Consider the following 20,382-nt stretch of genomic DNA (forward strand, 5'->3'; position numbering starts at 1 on the left):
TCATCGGTTGATCGGCGCGCGCCGCGCGCTCCTGAGAATCTCCGACGGGTTTTCTCAGGACGGCGTACCGACGGCCGATGGGGGCGCTCGGTGCCGGCGGTCCGCCGGCTGCCGTTCTCCCCCAGGGCCCGCGCTCCCGGGTCCGTGCCCCGAGGAAAACCGATGTCGATGAACAAGAAATGGCGCCAGGCAGGCCTCTACTCGGTCTCCGTGATGGCCACGACCGCTGCGACGCTCTTCCCGCACATCCCGGCCTCCGCCGCCACTGACGCCGCCGATGCGGCCGGCAGGGCGAACGTCCGGCAGGTGATCGGCTGCTACGACCAGGAGACCGGGGCCCTGCGCCTGGTCATGAAGAACGGCCGCTGGCTGGTGGACGGTTCCGAGCGGCAGTGCCAGGCCGGTGAGCGCCTGATCCGCTGGAAGATCGGCAAGGTCGTCAAGGGCGGCGAACGCGGTCCTGCCGGTGTCCAGGGGGCCCCGGGCGTCCGGGGAGCTGACGGCGCCGCGGGTGCTGACGGTGCTGACGGCGCGACGGGTGCGACCGGCGCCGCGGGTGCTGACGGCGCGACGGGTGCGACCGGCGCCGCGGGTGCTGACGGTGCCGACGGCGCGACGGGTGCCACGGGTGCCGCGGGTGCTGACGGAGCGGACGGAGCCACGGGTGCGACCGGTGCCACGGGCGCCGACGGTGCCATCGGCGCCACCGGGCCGACCGGTCCCACTGGTGCGACCGGAGCCACGGGTGCCACCGGAACCGACGGCGCCGCGGGCGCGACCGGTACTGACGGCACCGCTGGGGCGGACGGCGCGACCGGTGCAACGGGTGCGACCGGCGCCACGGGCGCGACCGGCGCGGATGGCGCGACGGGTGCGACGGGCGCCACCGGCACGGCCGGTGCGGGCGTCGCGCCGTCGTACGGGTCCTTCGCCAACACCGCGGGTTCGGTCATCGCCGTCGTCCTCGGCGGCACGGCGGTCCCGCTGCCGCAGGCCGGCGCCACGTCCGGCGTCGTCGCCGACGGCACGGACACCCAGTTCACGATCACCGAGGCGGGCGTCTACCAGGTGAGCTTCCGGGTGCAGACCACGGCCGCGCTGTTGATGGGTGCCCAGGTGAAGCTCAACGGAGCACCGTCGCCGCTGCTGAACGACCAGGCCGCCCTGTCGACGAACGCGTGGTCGGGTGACACCATCCTCGCCCTCACGCCCGGCGACGTGCTGTCCCTCGAGCTGAACGGGCTGATCGGCGTCGCGACGCTGGAGGCCGGCGTGGGCGCCGGCCTGTCCATCGTCCGGGTCGGCTGACAGAGTTGTGGGGCCGGCCGCCGGATGGTGGTCGGCCCCACGCCGGCTCGTAGGAGGGAGATCGCGGTGCCGGGCATCGGCCTGATGATGATCGTCAAGGACGAGGCACCCGTGATCCGGCGCTGCCTGGACAGCGTGCGGCCGTTCGTCGACTGGTGGGTCATCGCCGACACCGGATCGACCGACGGGACCCAGGACCTCGTGCGGACCGCGCTGGCCGACGTCCCCGGGGAGCTGGTCGAGCGAGCCTGGGTCGACTTCGGCCACAACCGGCAGGAGGTCCTCGACCTCGCCCGCTCCTCGACCCGGCGCGGGGCCGACGACTACGCGCTGTGGATCGATGCCGACGAGCAGCTTCGTGACATCCCGCCCGGGCGTCCGAACCTCACCGCGGACGGCTACCACCTCCAGGTCGCCTACGACGCCACCCGGTACGCCCGTCTCTGCCTGGTCCGCCTCGCCAGCCCGTGGCGCTGGGTGGGGCCGATCCACGAGTACCTCGACCTCCCCGGTGCGAGCCTCGGCTCCCTCGCCGCCCCCACCGTCCTCGTCAGCCATGACGGGGCCCGGGCCGGCGACCCGGACACCTACCGCAAGGACGCCGCGCTGATCGAGAGCGCCCTGCGCGAGGATCCGGACAACCCGCGGCTGCAGTTCTACCTGGGCCAGTCGTGGCGGGACGCGGGGGAGCCCGAGCGGGCGCTGGCGGCGTACGCCACCCGGGTCGCCAACCCGGCCGGCTGGGACCAGGAGCGCTGGCAGGCGCGCTACCAGTCGGCCCGGCTGCGCGAGCGGCTCGGCGAGCCGGTCGCGGCCGTGATCGACGCCCACCTGGCGGCGTACCAGCACTGTCCGTGGCGCGCGGAGCCCCTCGTCGAGGCGGCGCGGCTGGAGCGGTCCCGCGAGCGCTACGAGGTCGCGCTCCTCTATGCCCGGACCGCCGCCGCCCTCCCACTGCCCGGCGGCGAGGGCCTCTTCGTCGACGCCGAGACCTATGCGTGGCGGGCCTGGGACGAGGTGGCCGTCAGCTCCTACTGGACGGCCCGGTACGACGAGGGGCTGGCCGCGGCGCGCCGCGCGCTCGCCGCCCGGCCGGACGACGAGCGGCTGCGTGCCAACGTCGAGTGGTGCGAGAAGGGACTGGCCGGGTGACGGCCGTCACCCGGTGGGCGGGTAGCCTCCGGTCGTGCCTCAGATCGTCGTCCTGACCGGTGCCGGCATCTCCGCCGAGAGCGGCGTCCCGACCTTCCGTGACGCCGACGGGCTGTGGGAGGGGCACCGGGTCGAGGACGTCGCGACGCCGGAGGGCTTCGAGCGCGACCGTGCGACGGTGCAGCGCTTCTACGACGAGCGCCGCGCGGCGCTGGCCATGGTCGAGCCGAATGCCGCGCACCGTGCGCTGGCCGAGCTCGAGGAGACCCTGGGTACCGCTCTGCTCGTCGTCACCCAGAACATCGACGACCTCCACGAGCGCGCCGGGTCGCGCCACGTCGTCCACATGCACGGCGAGCTGCTCAAGGCGCTGTGTCGCTCCTGCGGCGTGGCCTCGCCGTGGACCGGCACCCTCCTCGACGAGCCCGCCTGCCCCGGCTGCGGTGTCCACGAGCTGCGCCCGGACGTGGTGTGGTTCGGCGAGGTGCCCTACGAGATGGACCGGATCGCCGACGCGCTCTCCGAGGCCAGCACCTTCGTGTCGATCGGCACGTCGGGCGCGGTGTACCCCGCCGCGGGGTTCGTCCAGCACGCCCGCCGTCACGGCGCCCGCACCCTCGAGCTCAACCTCGAGCCCAGCGAGGGCAGCCACTTCTTCCACGAGTCCCGGCAGGGCCGGGCCGGTGACCTCGTGCCGGTCTGGGCGCGCGAGGTGCTCTGGACCTGACCCGGCGCAGGTTGAATCCGAGATCACGCCCACCCGGCGCAGGCTAAGCCCGAGATGACGCCGACCCGGCGCAGATTGAACTTCCATGAGTTCAATCTGCGCCGGGTCAGGGCTGTTTCGGGTTCAATCCGGGCCGGGTCGGTGCTCCTGAGACGTTCAGACGCGCCGGGTCGGTCAGGGGCGGGCGAGCTCCTCGTCGAGGATCGTCGTGAGCCGGGCGCGCTCGTGCTGGAGCCCGAGCGGCTCGAGCCAGTCGAGGATGGTGGCGCGGAACAGCTGGCCGGACTCGATGACGCGGGGGTCGCAGTGGCCCGTGGACTCGAGGGTGACGACGCCGTACAGCGCGGACCAGGCCCGCATGTAGATCCACAGCAGCCCGCGGTCCTCGGTGGGGATGTGGTCGGACTTCGCCGGGATGAGGGGATCGAGGACCGCCTGGCGGATGGCCGGGTCGAGCTCGTCGAGGGCCGGGTAGGGGAACTGGTAGAGCTCCCAGATCTGCCACATCAGGTCGGTGAAGTAGTGACCTGAGGTGGCGAGCGTCAGCAGCTCCCGTCGCTCGGTGTCGGCCGCGGCGATCGGGTTGGCGAAGACGAGCGCGAACTCCCGGGGCTTGGCCAGCGCCCACTGGCGGAAGCGCGCGCAGGCCACCGTCAGCCGGGCGGCCGGGTCGTCCTCCGGGAACCGCGAGGCGGCCTCCGCCCAGTCGGCCGTCGCCGCCTTGTCGAGCTCGAAGGCGACCAGGTCGACGAGCTGCTGGTAGTTGGCGACGTACCGGTACAGGGCGGGGGCGGTCATCCCCATGCCGGCGGCGACCGCACGGAGCGACAGGTCGCCACCCTCGGCGAGCAGACGCGCGGAGACGGTGACGATCTCGTCGTACGTCGCCTCGCGCTGGCGTTCCCGGCGGGTGGCGGGCGCGCGGAGGTGGGCCACGGGACTCCTCGAGATCGATCGGGCGCACATCGTCGTGAACGCTTGACGACGGAAGTTTACACCGTTTACGGTTAACGGTGTAAACAGAACTGACAGACATTCACTGAGCATCCGGAGGGGTCGAGCATGATGGAGCGATGGGGCGCCCTGGTGGTCCGCCGGGCGGTGGCGGTGGTGCTGGTCGGGCTCGGGATCACGGCGCTGGCCGCGGTCGCCGGCATCGGCCTGGAGGACAGGCTCTCGGCCGGCGGCTTCGACGACCCGGGGACGGAGTCGTCCCGCGAGCTCGCGCTCGAACGGAAGACCTTCGGGAACCGCTCGATCGACGCGGTGGTGATCTTCTCCAGCGACGACGAGGAGGCCTCGGCTCCGGCGTTCCGTGCCGAGGTGGAGCGGACCCTCGCCGCGATCCCCGCGGACAGCGTCGTCTCGATCCTGACCTGGTACGAGGCGCAGGACCCCGCGATGGTCAGCAAGGACGGGCACGCGACCGCCGTCTACGTCTCGCTCGTGGGCGAGAGCCAGAACGACTTCATCGACTCCTTCGACGCGATGCGTCCCGAGGTGGAGGAGAGCTCGCTCGACACCGCGTTCGCCGGCCCCTACGCCGTCTACACCGACGTCAACGAGGAGACGAAGTCCGACCTGCTGCGCGCCGAGGTCGTGTCGATGCCGATCGTCCTGATCCTGTCGCTCATCATCTTCCGCAGCGTGGTCGCGGCACTGATGCCGGTCCTGGTCGGCCTCGTCGCCGTGCTCGGCGCCCGCGCCACGATCGCCGGCCTCAACGAGGTGGTCGACGTCTCGATCTTCGCGCCCAACATCATCACCCTGCTGGGCCTGGGCCTCGCGATCGACTACGCACTCTTCGTCGTGTCCCGGTTCCGCGAGGAGATCGCGCGCGATCCGGACGACCCGCGCGGCGCCGTCGTCCGCACGATGGCGACGGCCGGGCGCACCGTGGCCTTCTCGGCACTGACCGTCGCGGCGGCGATGAGCTCGCTGCTGGTGTTCCCGCAGACCTTCCTCAAGTCGATCGGGTACGGCGGCATCGCGGCCGTGCTCATCGCGATGGTCGCCGCGCTCACCATCCTGCCCGCGGTGCTCGCCCTGCTGGGTACGCGCATCGACGCGTGGCGGATCCCGTTCCTCCAGCGTGCCACGCCCGTCGAGACCGATCACGGCGCCTGGGCCCGGCTGGCCCGCGCCGTGATGCGACGGCCGGTGGTCGTCGCGGCGGCCGTCGTCGTGGTCCTCCTCGCCGTCGCGTCGCCGTTCCTCGGCGTGAAGTGGGGCAGCGTGGACTACCGCGTGCTGCCGTCCGACACCCCGTCGCACCTGGCCTCGGAGCGGCTCAACAGCGAGTTCGGTCCGGAGCGCTCGACCGCCAACGTCCTGGTCGAGGGGACCGACGAGGCCGGCGTCGCGTCGTACGCGCAGGCGCTGGCGCAGGTCGACGGCGTCGTCGACGTCCGCCCGGTCGCGACGGAGGGTGACACCACACTGCTACGGGCGTCCTGGGAGGGCAACAGCCAGACCGACCACTCGCAGCAGGTGGTGCGCGACCTGCGCGCGGTGGATGCCCCGGGCGGTGCCGACGCTCTGGTCGGCGGCCTGACGGCGGACACGGTCGACCTGGCGGGCTCGGTCGGCGACCACCTCCCGCTGATGGGCGTGATCGTGGTCGGCGTGATGCTGGTGCTGCTCTTCCTCGCCTTCGGGTCGGTCGTGCTGCCGTTGAAGGCGGTGCTGATGAACGCCCTCTCCATCACCGCCTCGTTCGGCGTCGTGACGTGGATCTTCAGCGACGGCCACCTCGCCGACCTGCTCGGGTTCACCCCGCAGGGCTTCCTCGACCTGACCAACCCGATCGTGATGCTCGCGGTCCTGTTCGGGCTGTCGATGGACTACGAGGTCTTCCTGCTGTCGCGGGTCCGCGAGCAGTGGGACGCGACCGGCGACAACGATCTCGCCGTGCAGACCGGCGTGCAGAAGACCGGTCGCATCATCACGAGCGCCGCGCTCCTGCTCGCCGTCGTGATCGGGGCGTTCAGCCTCAGTGGCGTCGTGTTCATGAAGATGCTGGGCATCGGCATGCTGGTCGCGATCCTGGTCGACGCGACCATCATCCGCGCGCTCCTGGTCCCGGCGACGATGAAGCTCCTCGGGCGCTGGAACTGGTGGGCGCCCGCTCCGTTGGCCCGGTGGTGGGAGCGGCACGGCTTCCGTGAGGAGCCGGCGGCGACCGCCCCCGATGCCCCGGACTTCCCGCAGGACCGCGTCCTGGTCTAGGGCGCGGCTCCTTGTCCCGCGCCTGCTGCGCCGGATAAGGAGCCACACCCTAGGACCACCACCTCGCCCACCCGACAGGTGATCGGGTGGACGACGTGGTGCGGCTCGCGACCTGACGGATCAGGCGTTCTCCTTCTTGAACACCGAGGTGCCCCACCACACGGCGAGGCCGAAGAGCACCGCGGTCCAGCCGACGCCCCACAGCATCGAGCTGTCGAAGTCGCCGAAGAACGCGGCGCGGACGGCGTCGACGACGTGGCGGATCGGCATGAAGTCGCTGAGCCGCTCCAGCCAGCCGGCGCCGAAGCTCATCGGCAGCAGGATGCCGCTGAGCAGCAGCACCGGCATCATGACCACGTTGATGACCGGCGCCATCACGTCCTCGCTCTTGGTGGTCAGCGCCAGGGCGTTGGACGCGGCGGCGCAGGCCCCGCCGAGCATCAGGGTGAGGACGACGCCGACGACGATGCCGCCGAACGAGGCGTCCATGCCCATGATCAGGCCGAGCCCGACGAGGATGACCGCCTGCACGAAGAGCTGGAGCAGGTCGCGGTAGAGGCGGCCGAACAGCAGTGCCGACCGGTGGGCCGGGGTGACCCGCTCGGCCTCGATGACGCCCTCGCGCCACTCGCCGATGAGCGAGAAGCCGGCGAAGAAGGCGCCGAAGATGCCGAGCTGGACGAGCATGCCGGGCACGAACCAGGTGTACTTGTTGCCACCGAGCTGGGCGATGACCGGCTCGAGCAGCGGCCCGAAGAGCAGCAGGTAGAGGACCGGCTGCAGCATGCCGATGATGACCCACGCGGGGTTGCGCAGGTTCATCCGCAGCTGACGGTTGAAGACGATCCAGGACTCGCGGAAGAAGGTGCTCACGCGCTCGCTCCCTCGGTGGTCGGGACGCCGGCATCGGTGCCGTCGGCGCCGTCCTTGGCCTCGGCGGCCGCCTCGGCGTCGCGCAGGGAGCGGCCGGTGAGGGTGAGGAAGACGTCGTCGAGCGTGGGGCGGACGACCTCGATCGACTCGAGGCCGACCCCGGAGGTCTCCAGGTCGCGCAGCAGGCCGGGCACGGCCTTGCCGGCCCGGGCGACCCGGCCGCGGACGTGGTGCCCCTCGACCTCGACGTCGGCGCTGATGGAGGCGAGCTTGTCGCGGGCGATCGCGACCTGCTCGTCGGTGGCGACCTCGAGGTCGACGAGGTCGCCGGCGACGGAGGCCTTGAGGTTGTCGGCGGTGTCGCTGGCGACGATCTCGCCCTTGTCGATGATCACGATCCGGTCGGCGAGGGCGTCGGCCTCGTCGAGGTAGTGGGTGGTGAGGAAGACGGTCGCGCCCTGCTGGGCCCGCAGGTCGGCGATGTGGTGCCACAGGTTGATCCGCGCCTGGGGGTCCAGGCCGGTGGTCGGCTCGTCGAGGAACACCAGCGACGGCGAGTGGATGAGCGCCATCGCGATGTCGAGGCGCCGCTTCTGACCGCCGGACATGTTCTTCGGCATCCGCCGCCACAGCCCATCGAGCTGCAGCTTGTCGAAGAGCTCCTGGCCCTTGGCCACGGCCGTCTTCTTCGACATGCCGTAGAGCATCCCGTGGTCGACGACCTCGTCACCGGCGTAGGCGCCGGAGAAGGTGGAGCCGACCTGGGAGCAGTACCCGATGCTGCGGCGTACGTCGACCGCCTGGGTCGCGACGTCGAACCCGGCCACGGTCGCCGTACCCGCCGTCGGCTTGAGCAGCGTGGTCAGCATCCGCAGCGTGGTGGTCTTGCCGGCGCCGTTGGGCCCGAGGAAGCCGACGACCTCGCCCTCCTCGACATCGAGGTCGACGCCGCGCACGGCGTGGACCTCCTTCTTCTGCTTGCCCTGTCCGCTGTGGAAGGTCTGCACGAGTCCTCGTGCACGGATCATCGTCGAATCCCCTCGTAGTCAAGGTTGAACAACAGGAAGTATTCAAACTTGAACACTGCCTGTCAAACGGAGCCCCCGGAGGTACGACAGCACCACCCGCCGACATTCATCGCAAGCGGATATCGAGAACCGTGCACTCAGCCGCCGAGCAGGGCCCGGTAGCGCTCACGGTCGGCGTTCATCTGCCAGCCGGGGTCGTCGGCCGGCGGTGTCCAGGACGCCGGGTCGAGCGCGAGGCGGCCTGCTTTCACCAGCTCGATCGTCTCGCGCAGCCACCCCAGCTCGGCCACGGCGAGGTCCAGCCACATCACGACCGTGCGCAGGGCATGGGGCGGGGTCTCCGCCGGCGCCGACGGCTCGGCCAGGCGGGCCACGAGCGCCTCGAGGGCGACCCGGCGCCGCACCAGTGAGCGCAGCGCGCGGTCCGCGGGGACCAACGGAAGGAGGCCGAAGGCCGCGCTGAAGCCCTTCCGGTCCACCACACTCACCTCCTCGAGGCCGGCCGTGACGAGTCGCTCGAGCTCGGCCCTGCCCGCGTCGGTCGCCTCGTACACCGCGACCTCGCGGCCGCCGTCCGCGAGGTCGTGGCGCACGAGGAAGCCCTGCTTCGTCAGTGTGGCCAGGCCGTTGTAGATCGAGCCCGGGTTGAGGTTGGCCCAGTCGTCGACGGTCCAGGACAGCAGCTCGCGCCGGATCTGGTAGCCGTTCACCGGCTCGAAGAGCGCGACGGCACCCAGCAGCAGCATCCGGGTGTCGTGGGCGGCCATGCCCCGGAGTCTAGGGAAACGCTGATCAATCCCGCCTGCTGTGCGCCGCGGGGCACGCACGCTGGCGGCGTTGCAGACGCTCGACGTGCGCCCGGCATGCCTTTCGCGCCTGCGCCTTGCCATCGCGCGCGCCTCGCGGCGCTCGCGACGCCGCCATTGATCAGCGTTTCCCTAGGAGCCGTCGTCGGAGGAGAGCAGCGGGCCGAGGCCGTCGCGGCCGACGCCGAGCTTGCGGTAGGCCCGCGACAGATGCACCTCGACGGTCTTGGTGGTGACGAACAGGCGCTGGGCGATGTCCCGGTTGCGCAGTCCCGCGGACGCCAGCTCGCACACCCGCCGCTCGGCGGAGGTCAGTGCCGCGACGCCGGTGACCTCGATCCGCCCGGCGCGGCCGCCCGCCAGGGCGAGCTCGGTCGTGGCCCGCTCGGTGAGGACGGTGGCACCGAGGCGGTGCGCGAGCTCGCGACCGGCCCGGAGCTGCTCGCGACCCTCCACCCGGCGTCCGGTACGACGCAGGGCCGATCCCAGCGCGACCCGGGATCGCGCCTCCTGGAGCCGCGCCTGGGATCCGTCGAGCACCGCGACCGAGCGCTCGAGCAGGGCGATGCCGTCGGCACCGGCGACCTCGCCGGCGATCCGCAGTGCCTGGCCGAGCACGCCGGCCGCGCCCTTGAGCTCGGCGACCGCCAGCTCGTCGGCGGCGAGCGCGCGGGCCTCGTCGACCCGGCCCAGCGCCCACAGGCTCTCGACCGCCGGCGCCCGCCATCCGCACCAGGTCGGGGAGTCCATGTCGAGCTCCTGGAGCCGGGCACCGCACTGGCGCAGCGACACCAGCGCGGCCTCGTGGTCGCCGGCGGCGGCGCGGACCAGGCCGCGCGAGCGGAGCAGGTGGATGCCCGTCGCGTTCGTGCGGTCGGCGGCGACCTCCTCCGGAACGGACTCGACCGCCGCCGCGGCCTCGGCCAGCCGCCCTCGGGCGAGCAGCGCCTCGGCCTGCCCGGCGGCCGCCATCAGCCTGACCAGCTGCCCGCCGGGGACCAGGTCCGCGTGGCGGAGCGCCTCGGTGAAGTCGGTGGCGCTGTCGTCGAGCCGCCCCGCCCACAGGTGCGCCCAGCCGCGGGTCACCGACGCGGCGGCGTACAGCGGGACGGAGCCTTCGCGAGCCGCGAGGTCGAGCCCCTGCGCGCACAGGTCAGCCACGGCGTCGTACTCGCCGGCGCACGCCAGGTGGATCCGGGCGATGGTCCACTCGAACGGGCTCGCCACCTGCTCGGGCGTCGCGCCGTCGCCGATCGCGCGGCGGGCCAGCTCGCCGGCCTCGGAGATCGGCGCCACGGTGGCGTTGGCGACCGATGCCTGGTGGATGAGGAGCAGTCGCTCGCCGGGCGTCACGCCGGCGAGCCGGCCGTGGGCGGCCAGCCGCTGACGCGCCTCGTCGACCCGGCCCGGCACGCACAGCGCCGCGGCGACGAGGGCCGCCTCGACCACGAGCACGAGGTCGCCGTGCTCCGGTCCGAGGGCCTCCAGCACCTCGGTGAGGATGGGGACGGTGCGTTCGTAGAACCCGCCGACGTGGTACGCCGTCGCGAGGGCCAGCGCACAGTGCGCGCGCAGGACGGGGTCGGTCACGCCGCGCCCGGCACGCTCGAGGGTCGTGATCGACGCGGGGTCGCCCACGTGGAGCTCGGCGGTGCCCAGCTCGACCAGGAATCCCGGGAGATCCACAGCTGCCGGCGGCTCGGCGACCGCCCGGCGCAGCAGGTCGACCGCCGCCTGGGGCGCGCCGTCGGCGAGCGCCGACCGGGCCGCGGTCCGCAGCACGTCGGCCGCCCAGGGATCACCGATGCCCTCGACCTCGAGCAGGTGGCCGGCCGCGACATGCAGGCCGTCCGGCAGGTCGGCGAGGGCCCGGGCCGCGCGGCGGTGCAGGTCGTCGCGGCCCGCGGCGGCGGTCGCGGCGAGGACGGCGCTGCGCAACAGCGCGTGCCGGAAGCCGGTCCGGCTGTCGGTGGAGAACAGCCCGGCGTCGCGCAGCCGGTCGGCGGCGATGCCCGCCTTCTCGGGCGTGAGGTCCGCGAGCTCCGCGGCGATGCGCAGCGGCGCCGTGTCGAGGACCGCGACCGCGCGGGCGAGAGCCTGCTCCGCCGTACCCAGTGCGGTGAGTCGCTGCACGACGGTGTCGACCACGGTCCGGGGGACCAGGGAGCGGACGTCCGTCGTACCCAGCAGGTCGGCCAGGGCGACCACCAGGAACGGGTTGCCGCCGGTGACGTCGGTGCACGCGGCGGCGAGCTCGTCGCTGATCTGCGCGTGCCCCAGGTCGGCGAGGCAGGAGCGGACGCCGTCGACGCTCAAGGGCGCGAGGTCGAGCCGGGGCGCACCGGCGACGAGCGCCGCCAGGGCCGGGCTGCGCCGCTCCGGCAGGATGTCGCGGGCCGCCACGACCAGGAGCACCGGCAGCTCGTCCGCCCGGCTGAGCAGGTGCCTGCAGAAGAGCAGCGACGCCTCGTCGGCCCAGTGCGCGTCGTCGATCGAGAGCACGAGCGGACCGTCCGCGGTGAGCCCGTCCAGCAGCCAGTACAGGCTGTTGAGCATCACCGAGGGGTCACCCACCGGCGCGCCGCGGTGCAGCACCAGGTCGACCGCGGCCCGGGCTGCGCCGTGCGCGATGCCGTCGAGGCCGTCGAGCGCAGCCGGGGCCATGCCGGCCAGGACGCGGCCGAACAGCTGCCGCACGACGCCGTACGGCGCGTGCGCCTCGAGCTCGCCCGCGGCGGCCCGGAGCACCCGCAGGTCGCCGGCCGTGGCGAGGGCGGCGTCGAGCAGCGACGTCTTGCCGACTCCGGCCGGGCCCAGCAGGCACAGGGCGCCACCCGTGCCGGCGCGCAGCCGGTCGAGGGCTGCCCGAGCCTCCGCGAGGCCCGCCTCCCTCTCGAGCAGTCGCGCCGAGATCACGCTCGTGAGCGTAGGGGAAGAGGGGCCTGTGGTTCGTTGCGAATGACCAATCACCGGGCGGTGATTGTTGTGCCCGGGGACAAGGACCGGTGAAGTGACCCGCGAGTAGAGTCGTGGTCATGAAGCGTGAGATCTACGACGAGGACCACGAGGCCTTCCGCGCGTCCGTCAAGGAGTTCGTGGACCGGTCCGTCCTTCCGCACACCGAGGAGCACATCGCCGCGAAGGCGCTCCCGCGCGAGTTCTGGCTCGAGGCCGGCAAGCAGGGCCTGCTCGGGCTGTGCATCCCGGAGGAGTACGGCGGCTCCGACGCCGGCGACTTCCGGTTCAACGCCGTACTGCAGGAGGAGCTGGCCAAGGTCGGCGCGGCGTACCCGACCTGCCACGGGATCCATGCCGACATCACGGCGCCGTACATCGTCGAGCTCGGCACCGAGGAGCAGAAGCAGCGTTGGCTCCCCGGCGTCGCATCCGGCGAGATCCTGCTCGGCATCGGCATGACCGAGCCGTCCGGCGGGTCCGACCTCGCGGCGCTGAAGACCACCGCCGTGCGCGACGGCGACTCGTGGGTCATCAACGGCTCGAAGACCTTCATCACCAACGGCTACTCCGGCGACCTGTTCGTCACCGCCGTGCGCACCGACCCGGAGAAGGGCCCGAAGGGCATCACCCTCTTCGGCATCGAGGCCACCATGGAGGGCTTCTCGCGAGGCCGGAAGCTCGACAAGGTCGGCATGGAGGAGTCCGACACCGCCGAGCTCTTCTTCGAGAACGTCCGGGTCACCGACGCCGAGATCATCGGCGAGCTCGACATGGGCTTCATCCACATGATGCAGAAGCTCCCGCAGGAGCGCCTCGGCTGCGCGGTCGCCAATATCGCGCACGCCAAGCAGATCCTGCTCGAGACCATCGAGTACGCCAAGGAGCGCCAGGCGTTCGGCGCCCCGATCGGCACCTTCCAGCACAACAAGTTCCTGCTGGCCGACCTGGCCACCCGGATCGAGGCCGCCGAGGCCTACATCGACAAGTGCGTGCTCAACCACTCGCAGAAGACGCTCACCGCGATCGACGCCGCCAAGGCCAAGTGGTTCTCCTCGCAGGTGCAGTCCGAGGTGCTCGACCACTGCGTCCAGCTGCACGGCGGGTACGGCTTCATGAACGAGTACCGCGTCGCCCGCGCCTGGCGCGACGCCCGGGTCACCAAGATCTGGGCCGGCTCGAACGAGATCATGAAGGAGCTCATCGGGCGCGACCTCGGTCTCTGAGCCCGACCCGGCGCAGCTGAACGTCTGAGAAACGCCGACCCGGCGCAGATTGAACTCGCAACTCCGTCGACCCGGCGCAAACTGAACGCGAAATCGCATCGACCCGACAGAAGCTCTGCCGGGTCGATGCGATTTCTGGTTCAGACTGCGCCGGGTCGACGCGTTCTGCAGTTCAGACTGCGCCGGGTCGGCGTCAATCCAGATTCAGTTTGAGCCGGGTCAGCTGCCGCCGAGTCCCTCGGAGAGCTCACGGGTGGTGCGCAGGAGCGCCCGGGCCATCGGGCTGTCGACGTCGGCCGAGACGGTGACGGCCGTACCGACGATCGCCATGGCCGCGACGATCGTCTCGCCCTCGAAGATCGGCGCGGCGATCGTGCGCACGCCGTTGATGTCGGGTGAGTTGAGGGAGAGGCCGAGCTCGCGGATCGTGTCGAACTCCGCGCCCAGCTCGGGGGCGCGGCGCAGGATCGACTTCAGGCCGGGCACCTGCTCCGGGGGCAGGAACGAGCAGAACACGCGGCCCTGCGCGGAGTCGGTGAGGTCGAGCCGGGCGCCGGAGCGGACGCCGATCCGGATGATGTGGTCGGTGTTGTCGACCGAGCGCACCACGGTCGCGGTCTCGCCGTCCCACACCGAGAGGACGACGGTCTCGTCGACCTCGTGCAGCAGCGCCTCCATGTAGGGCTCGGCGGCGGCGACGATCGGCAGGCCGGCGCGGGCGGACGCGGCGAGCGTCAGCACCTGGGGGCCGAGCGAGTAGAGGGCGGTGCGCTCGTCGTACCGGAGCAGGTGGGCGGCGCGCAGCGCCTTCGTGTAGCGGTGCGCCGTCGCCTTGCTGGTGCCGAGTGACGCGGTCAGCTCATTGAGGCTCAGGTAGGGCTTGGCGACCGTGAACGAGCCGAGGACGACCGCGGCCCGCTCCACCGTCTGGATGGTGGGAGCGGGTTCGCTCGTCTCTTTCTTGGGGCTCTTGCTGGTGCTCATGTGACCTCGAATCGGGGCGCTGGGCTCGACGGAGTATCGCACGGGTGGGACGCCGCGCCGCCGTGTCCGGCGGGCGCGGACGCCCCGTGTCGTCACAGGTCCGACGAATGTCCCGGCGTGAGCGCGGATCCGGGACGGACCAGCGCGGTGATGTGGTTGACGGCGAGGGCCGCCTCGCCGAAGCCGATCGAGATCAGCTTGACCTTGCCCTCGTAGTGGGCGAGGTCGCCGGCAGCGAACACCCGCTGCCGGTTGGTCCGCATGGTGCGGTCGACGAGGATGTGTCGGCGGTCCTGCTCCAGGCCCCAGTCGTCGATCGGGCCGAGGTCGGCGATGAAGCCGAGCGCGGCGACGACGGCCTGCACCGTGAGGGTGCGGCTCTCGCCGTCGCGGGCCTCGATGACGACCTCCTCGATGCGGTCCTCGCCCGACACCTTGGCGACCTCGTACGGCGTCAGCACCTCGACGCTCGATTCGTGCAGCTGTGCGACGCTGCGCTCGTGGGCACGGAACTGGGGGCGGCGGTGGACCAGCGTGACGCTGCGTGCGATCTCCTCCAGGCCCAGAGCCCAGTCCAGCGCGGAGTCGCCGCCGCCCACGACCAGCACGTCCTGGTCGGCGAGCTCGGCCAGGCGCGGCACGAAGTAGCGCAGGCCGCGGTCGAGGTACTCCGAGCCGACGGGCAGCTCGCGCGGGGTGAAGCTGCCGATGCCGGCGGTGATGAGGACCGCGCCGGCGCGGATCGTCTCACCGGTGTCGGTGGTGATCACGACGGCGTCCGCGTGCTCCTCGAGGCCGACCGCGGTGCGGCCGAGCAGCATCAGCGGGTCGGCAGAGCGAGCCTGCGCGTGCAGCGCGTCGACGAGCTCCTGGCCGCGTACGGACGGGAAGCCGGCGACGTCGTACAGCGCCTTCTCGGGGTAGAGCGCGGCGATCTGGCCGCCGACCTCGGGCAGCGCGTCGAGCAGGGCGACCCGCAGCTCGCGGAAGCCGGCGTAGTAGGTCGCGTAGAGGCCCGTCGGGCCGGCGCCGATGACGAGCAGGTCGACCTCGTGGGCCGGTCCCGCGGGCGCGGTGTCCTGGGGAGTGCTCATGCGACGTCCGGGTGGTCCGTGCCGACGCGGCCGACCTTGCGGGCGCCACCGGGGGAGCCGAGGTCGGTGAAGAACTCGGCGTTGATCCGCTCGTAGCCCTTCGACTCGTCGGGCAGGTCGTCGTGGTGGTAGATCGAGATCTGGGGGCAGACCGGTTCGCAGCGGGCGCACTCGACGCACTCGTCGGGCTGGATGTAGAGCATCCGGTCACCCTCGTAGATGCAGTCGACAGGACATTCCTCCACGCACGACCGGTCCATCACGTCGATACAGGAACCAGTGATCACGTAGGGCACGGCGTCTCCGTTCGTCATACAGGCCGAGATAGCGTCTCTTATTACAAGACAGGACAATGAACCCAGAAGGGTGTCGCCGTCAACCCGTCACGGCTTTGCCGAGAACCCTTGACAGTCCCATCGACGGCGACGATGCTATGTCACATCGCGAGATGGCATCTCGCGATAGCGACAGAACGCACGAGGGCGAAGGAGCGACAGACATGTCAAGCGAAGTGTCCGAGCGAGTGGCGGAACCGATGCTCGTCGAGGACTGGGAGCGGCTCACGTTCCGCGTCAACCGGGAGGCCTACCGCTCCCCGGAGATCTTCGCCCGCGAGCGGGTGGACGTGTGGCTGCGCACCTGGCTCTACCTCGGGCACGAGACGGAGATCCCCGACGTCAACGACTTCAAGGTCCGGACCATCGCCGGCCGGCCCCTGATCTTCTGCCGCGACACGGAGGGCCAGGTCCGCGCCTGGCTGAACTCCTGCCCCCACCGCGGCACCGTGCTGTGCCGCGAGAACGAGGGCTCGCAGCGCCGGTTCCAGTGCTTCTACCACGCCTGGACCTTCAACAACGACGGCACCGTCGCGGCGATCCCGGACGACGGCGCGTACGAGGACATCGAGTCGCTGCAGAAGAACATGATGCTGCGCGCGGTGCCCCGCCTGGAGATCCACGAGGGCTACGTCTTCATCTCGTTCAACCCCGACGTGCCGCCGCTCCTCGAGCACCTCGGTGACGCCGCCGACTACATGACGATGATCGAGCAGCAGCACCCCAGCGGCGTCACGACGCTGCCCGGCGTGCAGCTCTACAGCGTCCGCGGCAACTGGAAGCTCGCCGTCGAGAACGCGATGGACGGCTACCACTTCTCGCCGACCCACAACACCTTCGTCGGCTACCTGCGGGAGTCCGGCTTCGCGGTGACCGACGACAACCAGTACGCCTACAACCTCGGCAACGGTCACTCGCTGCTCGTGCTCACCGGTCACGGCGGCCGGATCTCGATGATCTGGGAGCCCCGGTTCGGCGAGGCGGAGAAGGTCCGCACCGAGGAGCACCGCGCCGAGATGGTGGAGCGACTCGGCGAGGAGCGCGCGCACTACATCGCCGACGAGAGCCACATCCTCTTCGTCTTCCCCAACCTGCTGCTCTTCGACATCGAGGGTCTCTCGATCCGGCAGCTCGAGCCGGTCGCGCCCGGCCACACCGACGTCCGCGCCTGGCAGCTCGTGCCGCGCGAGGAGGACCCCGAGTCCCGTGCGCTGCGGATGAAGACGGTCGTCAGCTTCGTGGGTCCCGGCGGCCTCGCGACCCCCGACGACATCGAGGCCTACGAGGCCGTCCAGCGCGGCATCGAGGCGACCAGGGGCGCCGGCGAGCTCGACTACAGCGACATGTCGCGCGGCATGCGCGACGAGGTCAAGGGCGAGCAGGGCCGCTCGATCGACGAGGGTGCGATGCGTGGCTTCTGGCGCTACTGGGAGGAGGCCGTCGGCGGTGGGCTCGAGGTGACCGGCGACCGGCCGGCGAGCTTCCTCGAGGGGAGGGACGTGCGATGACGCAGGCAGACGTGCGCGGCTCCGTCGAGGTCGCCGGCCGCACCATCACCCGCGGCGAGATCGAGGACTTCCTCTACGAGGAGGCCGACATCCTCGACGCCTGGAACTACGACGCGTGGCTCGCGCTCTTCGAGGAGGGGGCCCGCTACGAGATCCCGACCACCGACTACCGCGGCTGGTCGCTGCACGCGGGCGGCTCGTTCGTCGACGACGACTACGACCTGATCCAGGCCCGGGTGAAGCGACTGAAGTCCCGCAAGGCGCACGCGGAGAACCCGCACTCGCGCACCCAGCGGATGGTCTCCAACGTCCGGCTCTTCCCCGGCGAGGAGGAGGGCACGCTGCGGATCCGCGCGTCCTTCGTCGTGCACCGGGCCCGCGACGGTCAGTTCGACCAGTACGTCGGGTGGTACGAGCACGTCGTCGTCCCGACCCAGGAGGGCCTCAAGTACCGCCTGCGCCGGACGATCCTGGGCCATGAGGCGCTGCCGGTCGGCGCCCGACTGAGCTTCATCCTGTGAGGTCGGGCCGATGATCCGACACACGCTGCTCTTCCGGTTCGCCGAGGAGGTCCCCGCGGGGACCCGGCAGGCGATCCTGGCGGAGCTGGAGACCTTCCCCGAGCGCTATCCCGCGATGCGGCACTGGTCGATGGGGGAGAACCTCAGCAGCCGGGACCAGACCTACTCCCATGGGATGTCGGTCGAGTTCCCCGACGAGCAGGAGCTGCTCGCCTACCTCAACAGTGAGTCGCACGAGCAGTTCGTGCGTGAGAAGTGGCGGCCGGTGATCGCCGCCCAGGCGATCGTCGCCTACGAGTTCGCGGAGCGGCCCGAGGCCGACGCGGGAAGGGAAGGACGCGTGACCAAGCACCCACGTGGACCGTACGGCATGGAGTACGCGCGCATCGAGGTCCCCGACATGCAGGCCACGATCGACTTCCTGCAGTACCACGTCGGGCTCCAGCTGGAGCAGCACACCGACGAGTACGCCTACCTGCGCGCCGACATCGAGCACCACGCGATCGAGCTGATCAGCGCCCCTGAGCGCACCGACGGCTGGACCACCGCGGTCGGCTTCAGCGTCGAGAGCGAGGAGGTGCTCGAGGAGATCAAGCGGCGCGCGATCGCCGCCGGCCGCGAGATCCTCCCGCTGCAGGAGCGGCAGCAGGCCCTGTGCGACAACGGCTTCGCGCTCGAGGATCCCGAGGGCCTCATCGTCGAGCTCTTCACCGAGTTCCAGGAGTACGCCGAGCCGCCGAGCATCGAGATCCGTCCGCTCGACCTCGTGCACCCGTTCCTCGCGACCACCAAGTACGAGGAGATGCTGGACTTCTACATCCAGGTGCTGGGCTTCATCCCGTCCGACCACATCGTCGGCTCGGCGACCTTCCTGCGCTGCGAGGACCGGTACCACCACAGCCTGGCGATCCAGAAGAACGACGAGCACTACGTCGCGCACCTCTGCTTCGCGATGAAGAGCCTCGACCACGTCATGCGGATGCGCGCCCGCGCTCTCTACAAGGGTGCGCCGATCGCCTCCGACATCGTGAACCACTCGGCGTCGACATCCATCGCGTTCTACCTGCACGACAAGAAGTTCGGTCCCCGCTTCGAGCTCTGCGACAGTCACCGGGTGTTCACCCCGGAGGAGCACGAGACGCACCGGGCCCGGAAGATGCCCGCCGACCCCCGCAACATCGACGTGTGGCGGCCGGCCTCCGACGACTGGGGACGCTTCTGAGCGAGGAGCTCGTCGAGCTCCTCCGGGTGCTCGACCAGACGCCGACGCCCCGTGGCCGCGAGCGACTCGCGGCCACGGCGCTGGCGCAGTGGTGCGGTGAGCGCTGGCCCACGATCACCTGGACCGTGCAGCCCTACGGCGCCGAGGGCGCCAACCTGGTCGCGCACGCCGGGCCGGGGCCGCTGCTCTACTCGCACCTCGACACCTCCCTCGACGGGGACGGGATCTCCGAGCCCCTCGTCACTGGCCGCGTCGATCCGGTCGGTCCGCTCCGGGTCGCCGATGGCACGGCCGAGGGGTTCGGCCTCGGCGTCGCGCGCGCGCCGGCCGCGGCCGCGGTGGCGGCGTTCGCCGCCGCGCGCCGCGGCACGCTCCTGATCGCCGGGGGTGGCACGCACCGCCGCGGTGGCCGGGGCGAGGGCGTCCGCGCCTTCCTCGCCGACGCCCCCGAGATCCCCTCCGCGATCGTGGCCAAGGGCGGCCCGCGGGGGCTGCTCTGGGAGGAGCCGGGCGCGGCCTACCTCCAGGTCCGGGTGACCGGTACGCCGGGCGCCGCGCTCGCCCCCGTGTCGGCGACGCCGTCCGGCGGCGTGCTGCGCCACACGGGCGTCGTCCTCGACGCGGTGGAGCGGTGGCGCGAGCGCTACCTCGCCAGCCGCGTGCCCGTCGGCCAGGTCGGCGCCGAGGTGGGGGTCGGTGCCCTGCGCGCCGGCTGGCCGGACAAGCCGGACCTGCTGCCGGCCGAGCTGCTCGTCGACCTGTACGTCGTGACGGTGCCCGGTGAGCGCCCGTCGCGGCTGGCGACCGAGCTGACCGCCTGTCTGCACGCGCTCCTGGCGACGACCCCGCTGGCCGGCTGCGGCTGCGCGGTCGAGGTCGAGTGGCTGCACGGTGCGCAGGCGACGCCGGAGCGGGCGCCCGTCGTACGGGCGGCGCAGGACGCGTGGGAGCACGTCTTCGGGGAGCCGCCGGCGCCGATCACCGGCTGGACCGGATCGACCGACGGCGTGGTGCTGCGCGAGCACGGGATCGACACCGTGCGGGTCGGCCCGCAGAGCGTACGATCGTCCTCCGACCCGCGACGCGATGTCGTGGACCTGGCCGAGCTGGAGCGCTATCGGGAGCTCTACACGGCCCTCCTCGCGGGCGACCATCACCCGCACCAGCGGGTGCCGCGGCACCGCCACCACCACGAGCACTGAGCCCGACCGATATCGCATTACGAGATGTCATCCCGCATGCTTGACGTGTGTGGCCCCGCTCACTAGAGTCGTCGGCGACGGCATCGCCTCCCTGCCGGGGAGTCGATTACAGCCCTGACGCACTGTGCGCCGGGTGTGCGGCCGACAGCCACCCGAGATCTCCTGCCAGTGTGTCGATGAGGCGAGGTTGCGCTCTTCGAGGAGAGCGGGAAC

17 protein-coding genes are annotated in these 20,382 nt (G+C 71.5%); 9 read left to right on the forward strand and 8 right to left on the reverse strand.

Translation table 11 applies throughout. From position 1 onward, the window contains the following. Nucleotides 1-162: 162 nt before the first annotated feature. The 3 genes from KVF89_RS18845 (at nucleotide 163) to KVF89_RS18855 (ending at nucleotide 3,187) form a co-directional block, all read left to right on the forward strand. Complete coding sequence (locus KVF89_RS18845) at nucleotides 163-1,308, forward strand: BclA C-terminal domain-containing protein (RefSeq protein WP_257427674.1); 1,146 nt, start codon at nucleotides 163-165, stop codon at nucleotides 1,306-1,308. A gap of 66 nt (nucleotides 1,309-1,374) precedes the next feature. Continuing rightward, nucleotides 1,375-2,460, forward strand: coding sequence for a tetratricopeptide repeat-containing glycosyltransferase (locus tag KVF89_RS18850; protein WP_257427675.1), 1,086 nt, complete (start codon nucleotides 1,375-1,377; stop codon nucleotides 2,458-2,460). A gap of 34 nt (nucleotides 2,461-2,494) precedes the next feature. Continuing rightward, entirely contained in the window at nucleotides 2,495-3,187 is a 693-nt protein-coding gene (locus tag KVF89_RS18855; protein WP_257427676.1) for an NAD-dependent deacylase, read from the forward strand. Nucleotides 3,188-3,361: 174 nt separating this feature from the next. On the opposite strand, the gene KVF89_RS18860 is transcribed toward KVF89_RS18855, so the two are convergent. Continuing rightward, complete coding sequence (locus KVF89_RS18860) at nucleotides 3,362-4,123, reverse strand: TetR/AcrR family transcriptional regulator (protein WP_257427677.1); 762 nt, start codon at nucleotides 4,121-4,123, stop codon at nucleotides 3,362-3,364. Nucleotides 4,124-4,249: 126 nt separating this feature from the next. Here KVF89_RS18860 and KVF89_RS18865 point away from each other — a divergent pair, with 126 nt between their 5' ends. Beyond that, complete coding sequence (locus tag KVF89_RS18865) at nucleotides 4,250-6,415, forward strand: MMPL family transporter (RefSeq protein WP_257427678.1); 2,166 nt, start codon at nucleotides 4,250-4,252, stop codon at nucleotides 6,413-6,415. Between the two features lie 120 nt (nucleotides 6,416-6,535). Here KVF89_RS18865 and KVF89_RS18870 read toward each other — a convergent pair whose 3' ends face one another. From KVF89_RS18870 to KVF89_RS18885, 4 genes are all read right to left on the reverse strand, one after another. Continuing rightward, nucleotides 6,536-7,288 carry an ABC transporter permease gene (locus KVF89_RS18870; protein WP_257427679.1) on the reverse strand — a complete coding sequence of 251 codons (753 nt, stop codon included), beginning with the start codon at nucleotides 7,286-7,288 and terminating at the stop codon, nucleotides 6,536-6,538. Beyond that, a complete protein-coding gene (locus KVF89_RS18875; protein WP_257427680.1) occupies nucleotides 7,285-8,316 on the reverse strand; it encodes an ATP-binding cassette domain-containing protein in 1,032 nt (343 codons plus the stop codon). The genes KVF89_RS18870 and KVF89_RS18875 overlap by 4 nt, the downstream gene beginning before the upstream one ends. 137 nt (nucleotides 8,317-8,453) lie before the next feature. Continuing rightward, nucleotides 8,454-9,083, reverse strand: coding sequence for a PadR family transcriptional regulator (locus KVF89_RS18880; RefSeq protein WP_257427682.1), 630 nt, complete (start codon nucleotides 9,081-9,083; stop codon nucleotides 8,454-8,456). A gap of 171 nt (nucleotides 9,084-9,254) precedes the next feature. Further along, nucleotides 9,255-12,038, reverse strand: coding sequence for an ATP-binding protein (locus KVF89_RS18885; RefSeq protein WP_257427683.1), 2,784 nt, complete (start codon nucleotides 12,036-12,038; stop codon nucleotides 9,255-9,257). A gap of 119 nt (nucleotides 12,039-12,157) precedes the next feature. Between KVF89_RS18885 and KVF89_RS18890 the strand changes: the two genes are divergently transcribed. After that, nucleotides 12,158-13,303: an acyl-CoA dehydrogenase family protein gene (locus KVF89_RS18890; RefSeq protein WP_257427685.1), complete on the forward strand. Its 1,146-nt coding sequence runs from the start codon at nucleotides 12,158-12,160 to the stop codon at nucleotides 13,301-13,303. Between the two features lie 219 nt (nucleotides 13,304-13,522). Here KVF89_RS18890 and KVF89_RS18895 read toward each other — a convergent pair whose 3' ends face one another. From KVF89_RS18895 to fdxA, 3 genes are all read right to left on the reverse strand, one after another. Further along, nucleotides 13,523-14,287, reverse strand: coding sequence for an IclR family transcriptional regulator (locus tag KVF89_RS18895; RefSeq protein WP_257427687.1), 765 nt, complete (start codon nucleotides 14,285-14,287; stop codon nucleotides 13,523-13,525). A gap of 92 nt (nucleotides 14,288-14,379) precedes the next feature. Beyond that, nucleotides 14,380-15,381 carry an NAD(P)/FAD-dependent oxidoreductase gene (locus KVF89_RS18900; protein WP_257427689.1) on the reverse strand — a complete coding sequence of 334 codons (1,002 nt, stop codon included), beginning with the start codon at nucleotides 15,379-15,381 and terminating at the stop codon, nucleotides 14,380-14,382. Next, nucleotides 15,378-15,677: a ferredoxin gene (gene fdxA, locus KVF89_RS18905; protein ID WP_257427691.1), complete on the reverse strand. Its 300-nt coding sequence runs from the start codon at nucleotides 15,675-15,677 to the stop codon at nucleotides 15,378-15,380. The genes KVF89_RS18900 and fdxA overlap by 4 nt, the downstream gene beginning before the upstream one ends. 203 nt (nucleotides 15,678-15,880) lie before the next feature. On the opposite strand from fdxA, the gene KVF89_RS18910 reads away from it, so the two are divergent. From KVF89_RS18910 to KVF89_RS18925, 4 genes are read left to right on the forward strand one after another with little or no spacing between them, the layout of a single operon-like run. Next, nucleotides 15,881-17,224 (forward strand): aromatic ring-hydroxylating oxygenase subunit alpha, encoded by a 1,344-nt coding sequence (locus KVF89_RS18910; RefSeq protein ID WP_257427692.1) that lies wholly within the window; start codon nucleotides 15,881-15,883, stop codon nucleotides 17,222-17,224. Next, a complete protein-coding gene (locus tag KVF89_RS18915; protein WP_257427693.1) occupies nucleotides 17,221-17,745 on the forward strand; it encodes an aromatic-ring-hydroxylating dioxygenase subunit beta in 525 nt (174 codons plus the stop codon). Before KVF89_RS18910 ends, KVF89_RS18915 begins: the two co-directional genes overlap by 4 nt. A gap of 10 nt (nucleotides 17,746-17,755) precedes the next feature. After that, nucleotides 17,756-18,967 carry a Dabb family protein gene (locus KVF89_RS18920; protein ID WP_257427695.1) on the forward strand — a complete coding sequence of 404 codons (1,212 nt, stop codon included), beginning with the start codon at nucleotides 17,756-17,758 and terminating at the stop codon, nucleotides 18,965-18,967. Beyond that, entirely contained in the window at nucleotides 18,931-20,169 is a 1,239-nt protein-coding gene (locus tag KVF89_RS18925) for a M20/M25/M40 family metallo-hydrolase (protein WP_257427696.1), read from the forward strand. Before KVF89_RS18920 ends, KVF89_RS18925 begins: the two co-directional genes overlap by 37 nt. Nucleotides 20,170-20,382: the final 213 nt, after the last annotated feature.

The sequence above is a fragment of the Nocardioides carbamazepini genome, from assembly GCF_024614185.1.
GTDB lineage: Bacteria > Actinomycetota > Actinomycetes > Propionibacteriales > Nocardioidaceae > Nocardioides > Nocardioides carbamazepini.

Excerpts from the sequence above, each read along its gene's own strand:
- KVF89_RS18915 (WP_257427693.1), top strand. The coding sequence starts at position 17,221 with ATGACGCAGGCAGACGTGCGCGGCTCCGTCGAGGTCGCCGGCCGCACC.
- KVF89_RS18910 (WP_257427692.1), top strand. The coding sequence starts at position 15,881 with ATGTCAAGCGAAGTGTCCGAGCGAGTGGCGGAACCGATGCTCGTCGAG.
- KVF89_RS18875 (WP_257427680.1), bottom strand. The coding sequence starts at position 8,316 with ATGATCCGTGCACGAGGACTCGTGCAGACCTTCCACAGCGGACAGGGC.
- KVF89_RS18880 (WP_257427682.1), bottom strand. The coding sequence starts at position 9,083 with ATGGCCGCCCACGACACCCGGATGCTGCTGCTGGGTGCCGTCGCGCTC.
- KVF89_RS18890 (WP_257427685.1), top strand. The coding sequence starts at position 12,158 with ATGAAGCGTGAGATCTACGACGAGGACCACGAGGCCTTCCGCGCGTCC.
- KVF89_RS18865 (WP_257427678.1), top strand. The coding sequence starts at position 4,250 with ATGATGGAGCGATGGGGCGCCCTGGTGGTCCGCCGGGCGGTGGCGGTG.
- KVF89_RS18920 (WP_257427695.1), top strand. The coding sequence starts at position 17,756 with ATGATCCGACACACGCTGCTCTTCCGGTTCGCCGAGGAGGTCCCCGCG.
- KVF89_RS18900 (WP_257427689.1), bottom strand. The coding sequence starts at position 15,381 with ATGAGCACTCCCCAGGACACCGCGCCCGCGGGACCGGCCCACGAGGTC.
- KVF89_RS18845 (WP_257427674.1), top strand. The coding sequence starts at position 163 with ATGTCGATGAACAAGAAATGGCGCCAGGCAGGCCTCTACTCGGTCTCC.
- KVF89_RS18895 (WP_257427687.1), bottom strand. The coding sequence starts at position 14,287 with ATGAGCACCAGCAAGAGCCCCAAGAAAGAGACGAGCGAACCCGCTCCC.